This window comes from Calothrix anomala FACHB-343 (assembly GCF_014696435.1).
Lineage (GTDB): Bacteria > Cyanobacteriota > Cyanobacteriia > Cyanobacteriales > Nostocaceae > Aulosira > Aulosira anomala_A.
Map to the genome: position 1 here is coordinate 50,233 of NZ_JACJQG010000068.1, position 6,429 is coordinate 56,661.

Below are 6,429 nucleotides of genomic sequence, written 5' to 3' on the forward strand. Positions count from 1 at the left end.
CGAGGTTAAATCCCCGACTGCGACCGTGATAACTGTTAACTGTTTTCAAACGGCGGCAATTCTTTAAGAATTGTAAAGCGAATATGATTGATTGCTAGGTCGCCAATGGCAATTTCTTCTTTGGTTAAGCGTTCGCCTTGGCTGGATATAGTTTCAAAGGAGACTCCTTTGCCAATTTCGATGTGGTACCAGCATAAACCCATAAAAAATCTGGTGGGATATGGCCCGGAATCGCCGATGTCATCGGGGTTAGATTCCATTGGTAGCCAGCCAATATTGGGAATGTAAAATTCTAACCAAACATGGTTAAAGTCTGGCTGTAAGGGTATACCTTTTAGTTCGCCGTTTGGTGGACATTTATACCTGCCTACTGTGCGGCAGGGAATACCATTCAAGCGACACAGAGCGAGTAAAACGCCGACGTATTCACCACAAGAACCTACTCCCCGCTCTAAAACTACATCGGGTGTATCAATGTATGGTTTGATACCGTAAGATAATTCATCGTAAACATAATTACGGATACTGTACATTTTCCGCAATAAATTGCTTTCCGAACCTGCGGCATCTCTAGCAGCGCGACGGACAATGTTAGAGTCCATTGCTAGATCGTCATCATCCACAAGGTAGCGGCTTTCAAATTCTGATGAAAGTGCGGGAATATCTTCTACATCTTTGGGGGTAATGCGATATTTAATTCCTCTGACTTCTAAAGTCGCTTTCCAGCCAAAAATATGACGTTCGCCGGGGGTGAGGGTATCAAATTTAAAGACTGCTACTCGTTGTCCATCAATTACTTCTTCTGTAAAAGGTAAACCGATGGGTTCAACATGCTTGATTTTTTGGCGTTCTGTTTCCGATGGTAAAGCGATGCGCCATTCTAAATTGGTTAAATATACCTCTTCTAAAGGCGCTATTTCCTCTGCATAAGACATTTCAATCAGATAGCCATTAGAAAGGGCGTAGCGCTTTTCTGGCTCGTAATGATAATACAGGGGATGAATGAAAGTGCGATCGCGGTATGTTAGCTCATGATTGGGGTCAGCATTAGGATTATCGCGAATATAAGGCTCTTCGGAAGCATAAGCGACATACAAGGTTTCTTTGCCTGTTTCCCCATCTTTATGGACAGCAATTCCTGTAGGCGATTCAAAAGGCGTGAGGACAGTAAATTGAATTTCTCCCGTACCCCGATCTAAAGAAAAAACCGTTTGTTCTGTGCGATCGCTCACCCAAAGGGTATCTTGAGTTACCACCAAATTCTCGACACCGACCCCCGGCGCGTGAAATCTGGTAATTTCTTTGCGAGTTTCAGACTCATAAATCAAGATATAGCCTAACTTGTGGCAGCTAACATAAACAGTTGACTCCCAAACAGCCACGCCATCAGCCGGATAAGGCAATGTAACAAAATGCTCTAGACCTAAAGAATTGATTTGGCAGCGATATACACTGTTACCACGGGTTACCCACAGGGTATCTTCCCATACTGCTAGACCAGTAACTTCTGTAAATTCCTTAACTTGGTGGGGATTGAGAATTTTGCTGTTGTCTGTAATGGGATCAATTTCTAGCAGATGTCCTTTAATAGTATCAATAGCAATGAGTCTATCTTTAATAAAAGCAATACCACCCAAGGCGGCAGCAGTTAACGGTCGAATTGTTCTTTGCCCAAACATCTCGCTAACGGTCATACTGGGAAGTGGGAAACTCGTATTAAGCATATTCATTTAATCGGTTAGCACGCCTAAAATAATTGGTGGTAGTACGTCCCATGTGACCAAGTTGCAGATTTGTCTTGCTTACTATTATGAGTGCAATGTGTTCTAAAACAACTCTGACCCAGGAAATAACACATACTAATCCCCGGATGAGAAAGTGACAAATACCAGGAATCACATCTACACTATTACAATTTGGCGAGAGCCTGTATGTAACTTTAGTGGATGGTTTTTCCAGCCATCACTAAATTATGATCGAATTCTGTAACCTTTTCCTGTGACTTACACGATGTCTGCTAATTCTCTGCCTGAAGGTGCCACTGTTTGGCATAGTTTAGAAGTTGATAAAGCGCTAGACCTGCTTGATAGCAATGCAGACAATGGCTTAACACCCCAAGAAGTTGAACAACGGCTGCAAAAATACGGCCCCAACGAACTTGAAGAACAGGGTGGCCGCAGCGCTTGGGAAATTTTGTTAGATCAGTTCAAGAACATTATGTTATTGATGCTGATCGCGGTAGCTATCATTTCTGGGGGTTTAGATTTGGTGGCATGGCAAGGCGGTACCCTTAAACCTGGGGAAGTGCCATTTAAAGATACGATCGCAATTATGGCGATTGTCATTCTCAATGGTATCTTGGGCTATGTGCAAGAAAGCCGTGCTGAACAAGCCCTTGCAGCTTTGAAAAAATTATCTTCGCCCCTAGTGCGCGTCATTCGCGATCGCAAACTCTTGGATGTCGCCGCCAAGGAAATAGTTCCTGGGGATGTAATGCTGCTGGAAGCAGGGGTACAAATAGCCGCCGATGGACGCTTGATTGAACAATCGAATTTACAAGTCCGGGAATCGGCGCTGACTGGTGAAGCCGAAGCTGTCAATAAACAAGCAACATTACAATTACCAGAAGACACATCATTAGGCGATCGCATTAATGTCGTCTATCAAGGAACAGAAGTTGTTCAAGGACGTGGCAAGGTTCTAGTTACTAACACTGGAATGAAAACAGAGTTAGGCAAAATTGCTACCTTGTTGCAATCAGTAGAGAGCGAACCAACGCCTTTACAGCAACGGATGACCCAACTTGGTAACGTCCTGGTAAGCGGTTCTTTGATACTTGTCGCCATTGTCGTGATTGGTGGTGTCATCCAAGCCAGGGGTTTTAGCAACTTACAAGAACTGCTGGAAGTTTCTTTAAGTATGGCGGTGGCTGTGGTTCCCGAAGGTTTACCCGCCGTCATTACAGTTACCTTGGCTTTGGGAACTCAGCGCATGGTCAAGCAAAACGCCTTGATTCGCAAACTTCCCGCCGTAGAAACCTTAGGTTCTGTCACTACCATCTGTTCTGATAAAACTGGTACCCTGACTCAGAACAAAATGGTCGTGCAATCAGTTTATACAAATAATTCTACATTCCGAGTCACAGGACAAGGTTATGCGCCTACAGGGGATTTTCAATTAAATGAACAAAAAATAGCTGTAGAAGAATATCCGGAAATCTCCGCTTTACTAGTTGCTTGTGCTGTTTGTAATGATTCGGTATTACAAAAAGAAGCAGGGGAATGGGCGATTTTAGGCGACCCCACCGAAGGCGCATTAATGACCCTAGCGGGGAAAGCTGGTATTGAAAAAGACCAATGGGAGAGTAAATTACCCAGAGTCAGCGAATTTCCCTTTTCCTCAGAACGTAAGCGCATGAGCGTCATTTCTCAGGTTAAGGCGGTGGCTACCGGGGATGCTTCCGGCACAGATATTGACCCCGCGATCGCCGGTTTTCTACAATCGGAACAGTATTTAATGTTTACGAAGGGTTCCCCAGAGTTAATTTTGGCGCGTTGTAGCCAACTTTACTTAGGTAGACATGCTGCCCCCTTAACCGAAGCACAACGCCAACAAATTTTGGCAGAAAATGACCAAATGGCGAGTAAAGGGTTACGGGTACTAGGTTTCGCTTATAAACCCTTTAGCGAAATTCCCCCAGAAGGCTCCGATGAAACCTCAGAACAAGAGTTAGTCTGGCTGGGATTAGTGGGAATGCTCGATGCGCCACGCCCAGAAGTCAGGGCGGCTGTGCAAGAATGTCGAGAAGCGGGGATTCGCCCAGTGATGATTACCGGCGATCACCAGTTAACAGCAAAAGCGATCGCATCTGATTTAGGGATAGCCGAAGAAGGTGCGCGTGTCCTTACCGGACAAGAATTACAGCGCATGGACGATGAGGAACTGAAGCAAAATGTAGACTTAGTCAGCATTTATGCGCGAGTTTCTCCAGAACACAAACTGCGAATTGTTAAAGCCCTGCAAGCCCGTGGTAGATTTGTCGCCATGACTGGGGATGGTGTTAACGATGCTCCCGCCTTAAAACAAGCCGATATCGGCATTGCAATGGGGATTACAGGTACAGATGTGAGTAAAGAAGCTAGCGACATGGTACTGCTAGATGACAACTTTGCCACCATTGTCTCAGCTACAAAAGAGGGTAGAGTAGTTTATACCAATATCCGCCGATTTATTAAGTATATTCTCGGTAGTAACATCGGCGAAGTATTAACCATTGCGGCTGCACCATTAATCGGTTTGGGCGGCGTTCCCCTCACCCCCTTACAAATTCTCTGGATGAACTTAGTCACAGATGGTTTACCAGCCTTAGCTTTAGCTGTAGAACCCCCAGAACCAGATGTGATGAAACGTCCCCCCTTCAGCCCCCGCGAAAGTATCTTTGCTAGGGGATTGGGTGCTTACATGGTGCGGATTGGGATTGTCTTTGCGATCATTTCCATTGCTTTAATGGCTTGGGCTTACAACCATACCCATACACCAGGTTATCAAGGCGATCCAGACTCTTGGAAAACAATGGTATTCACTACCCTGTGTATTGCCCAAATGGGTCATGCTATAGCTATTCGCTCAAATAACCAACTAACCATAGAAATGAATCCCTTATCGAATAAGTTTGTCTTGGGTGCGGTGGTTGTCACCACAATTTTGCAACTCATGTTAGTTTATGTTCCACCCCTGCGAGCTTTCTTTGGTACTCACTTCATAAATGGTACAGAATTAGCTATTTGTATTGGTTTTAGTGCCTTAATGTTTGTCTGGGTGGAATTGGAGAAGATATTCTTCCGCGTTATGGGTAAAAAAGCTGTGTGATGGGCATGGGGCATGGGGCATGGGGCATTGGGGCATTGGGCATGGGAAGCAATAGTTATATTCTCCCCAACCTCCCACAGCCCCCACAATCTCTCCCTCATCTCCCCCCTCTCCTTCATCTTCCTCATCTCTCCACTATGTACCTCAAATCAATTCACCTGAGACAATTTCGCAACTACACAGACCAAAAAGTGGAGTTTAAAGCTGCCAAAACAATTTTGGTAGGTAATAATGCTCAGGGAAAATCTAATTTATTGGAGGCGGTGGAGTTATTAGCGACATTGCGATCGCATCGGTTAGCACGCGATCGCGATTTAGTGCAAGATGGAGAAGCGATCGCGCAAATTAGCGCATCTCTAGAAAGAAAAACAGGTATTAGCGATCTCACCTTAACTCTTCGCCGTCAAGCAAGGCGCACTGTTGCACTTAATGGCGAAGCTGTGCGGCGTCAAATGGATTTTTTGGGAGTTCTCAATGCGGTAGAATTTTCCAGCTTAGATTTAGACTTAGTGCGTGGCGGGCCAGAAGGTCGGCGTAGTTGGTTAGATACTTTATTAATCCAACTTGAACCTGTATATGCCCATATTTTACAGCAATATAATCAAGTTTTACGCCAGCGTAATGCCTTTTTAAAACATACCCAAGACATAGCATTTACTAGTCAACAATCAGAACAGTTAGCTGTTTGGGATGCCCAATTAGCTACCACAGGTACAAGAGTAATTAGAAGGCGCGAACGAGCTTTACAAAGATTAGCGCCCATTGCAATTAATTGGCACTCAAGTATTAGTGGAAGTACCGAAAATCTCCAAATCAAATATGCGCCGAGCGTACCTTTAGGGGAAAACTATCCACAACAAGTACAACAAGCTTTTTTAGATAAAATCCAGCAACGTGCTGTAGCCGAACTCCGCCAAGGTACTACCTTAGTAGGGCCTCATCGCGACGAAATAGAATTAATTATTAACCAAACACCAGCCCGTCAATATGGTTCTCAAGGTCAACAGCGCACCTTAGTATTAGCTCTTAAATTAGCCGAATTACAATTAATTGAAGAAGTTGTTGGCGAACCACCCCTGCTCTTATTAGATGATGTTTTAGCAGAATTAGATCCATATCGGCAAAATCAATTACTTGATGCCATTCAAGATAGATTCCAAACTTTAATTACCACAACTCATCTCGGTTCATTTGATTCACAATGGTTAGATTCATCGCAAATTCTCCATGTAAAAGCAGGAGAAATATCATTAACCAACGCTATTTATTAACGCGATGAAACAATCAGGTGTACTCGTAGGGGCGGGGTTTCCCCGCCCTTGCGAGGGTTTCCCCGCCCTTGCGAGGGTTTCCCCGCCCTAGTGAGAGCGCTTCAGGGCATGGCAGTGCCAGTGCCCCTACAATCAACGATCATCTGTACCTCAGCAACTGGCAATCTGCTGTATGTTTTAGACCTTCCTTCCGTACCCAGCACTGTCACAATCGGTTATTACTGAGGTTGATTCATCAATAGAGAATAAAAGAACACATTAAATGAGTAAAAAAGATATTTTAAGAAGT

General features: G+C 44.4%; 3 protein-coding genes. 2 read left to right on the forward strand and 1 reads right to left on the reverse strand.

Annotated features, from left to right (window positions below; translation table 11 throughout):
- Positions 1–35: 35 nt before the first annotated feature.
- A complete protein-coding gene (locus H6G08_RS29330) occupies positions 36–1,724 on the reverse strand; it encodes a transglutaminase domain-containing protein (protein WP_190549525.1) in 1,689 nt (562 codons plus the stop codon).
- Between the two features lie 286 nt (positions 1,725–2,010).
- Between H6G08_RS29330 and H6G08_RS29335 the strand changes: the two genes are divergently transcribed.
- Both H6G08_RS29335 and recF read left to right on the forward strand, forming a co-directional pair.
- On the forward strand, positions 2,011–4,869 hold the full coding sequence (locus tag H6G08_RS29335) for a cation-translocating P-type ATPase (protein WP_190549531.1): 2,859 nt from the start codon (positions 2,011–2,013) through the stop codon (positions 4,867–4,869).
- 137 nt (positions 4,870–5,006) lie between these two features.
- A complete protein-coding gene (gene recF, locus H6G08_RS29340; protein ID WP_096644475.1) occupies positions 5,007–6,140 on the forward strand; it encodes a DNA replication/repair protein RecF in 1,134 nt (377 codons plus the stop codon).
- Positions 6,141–6,429: the final 289 nt, after the last annotated feature.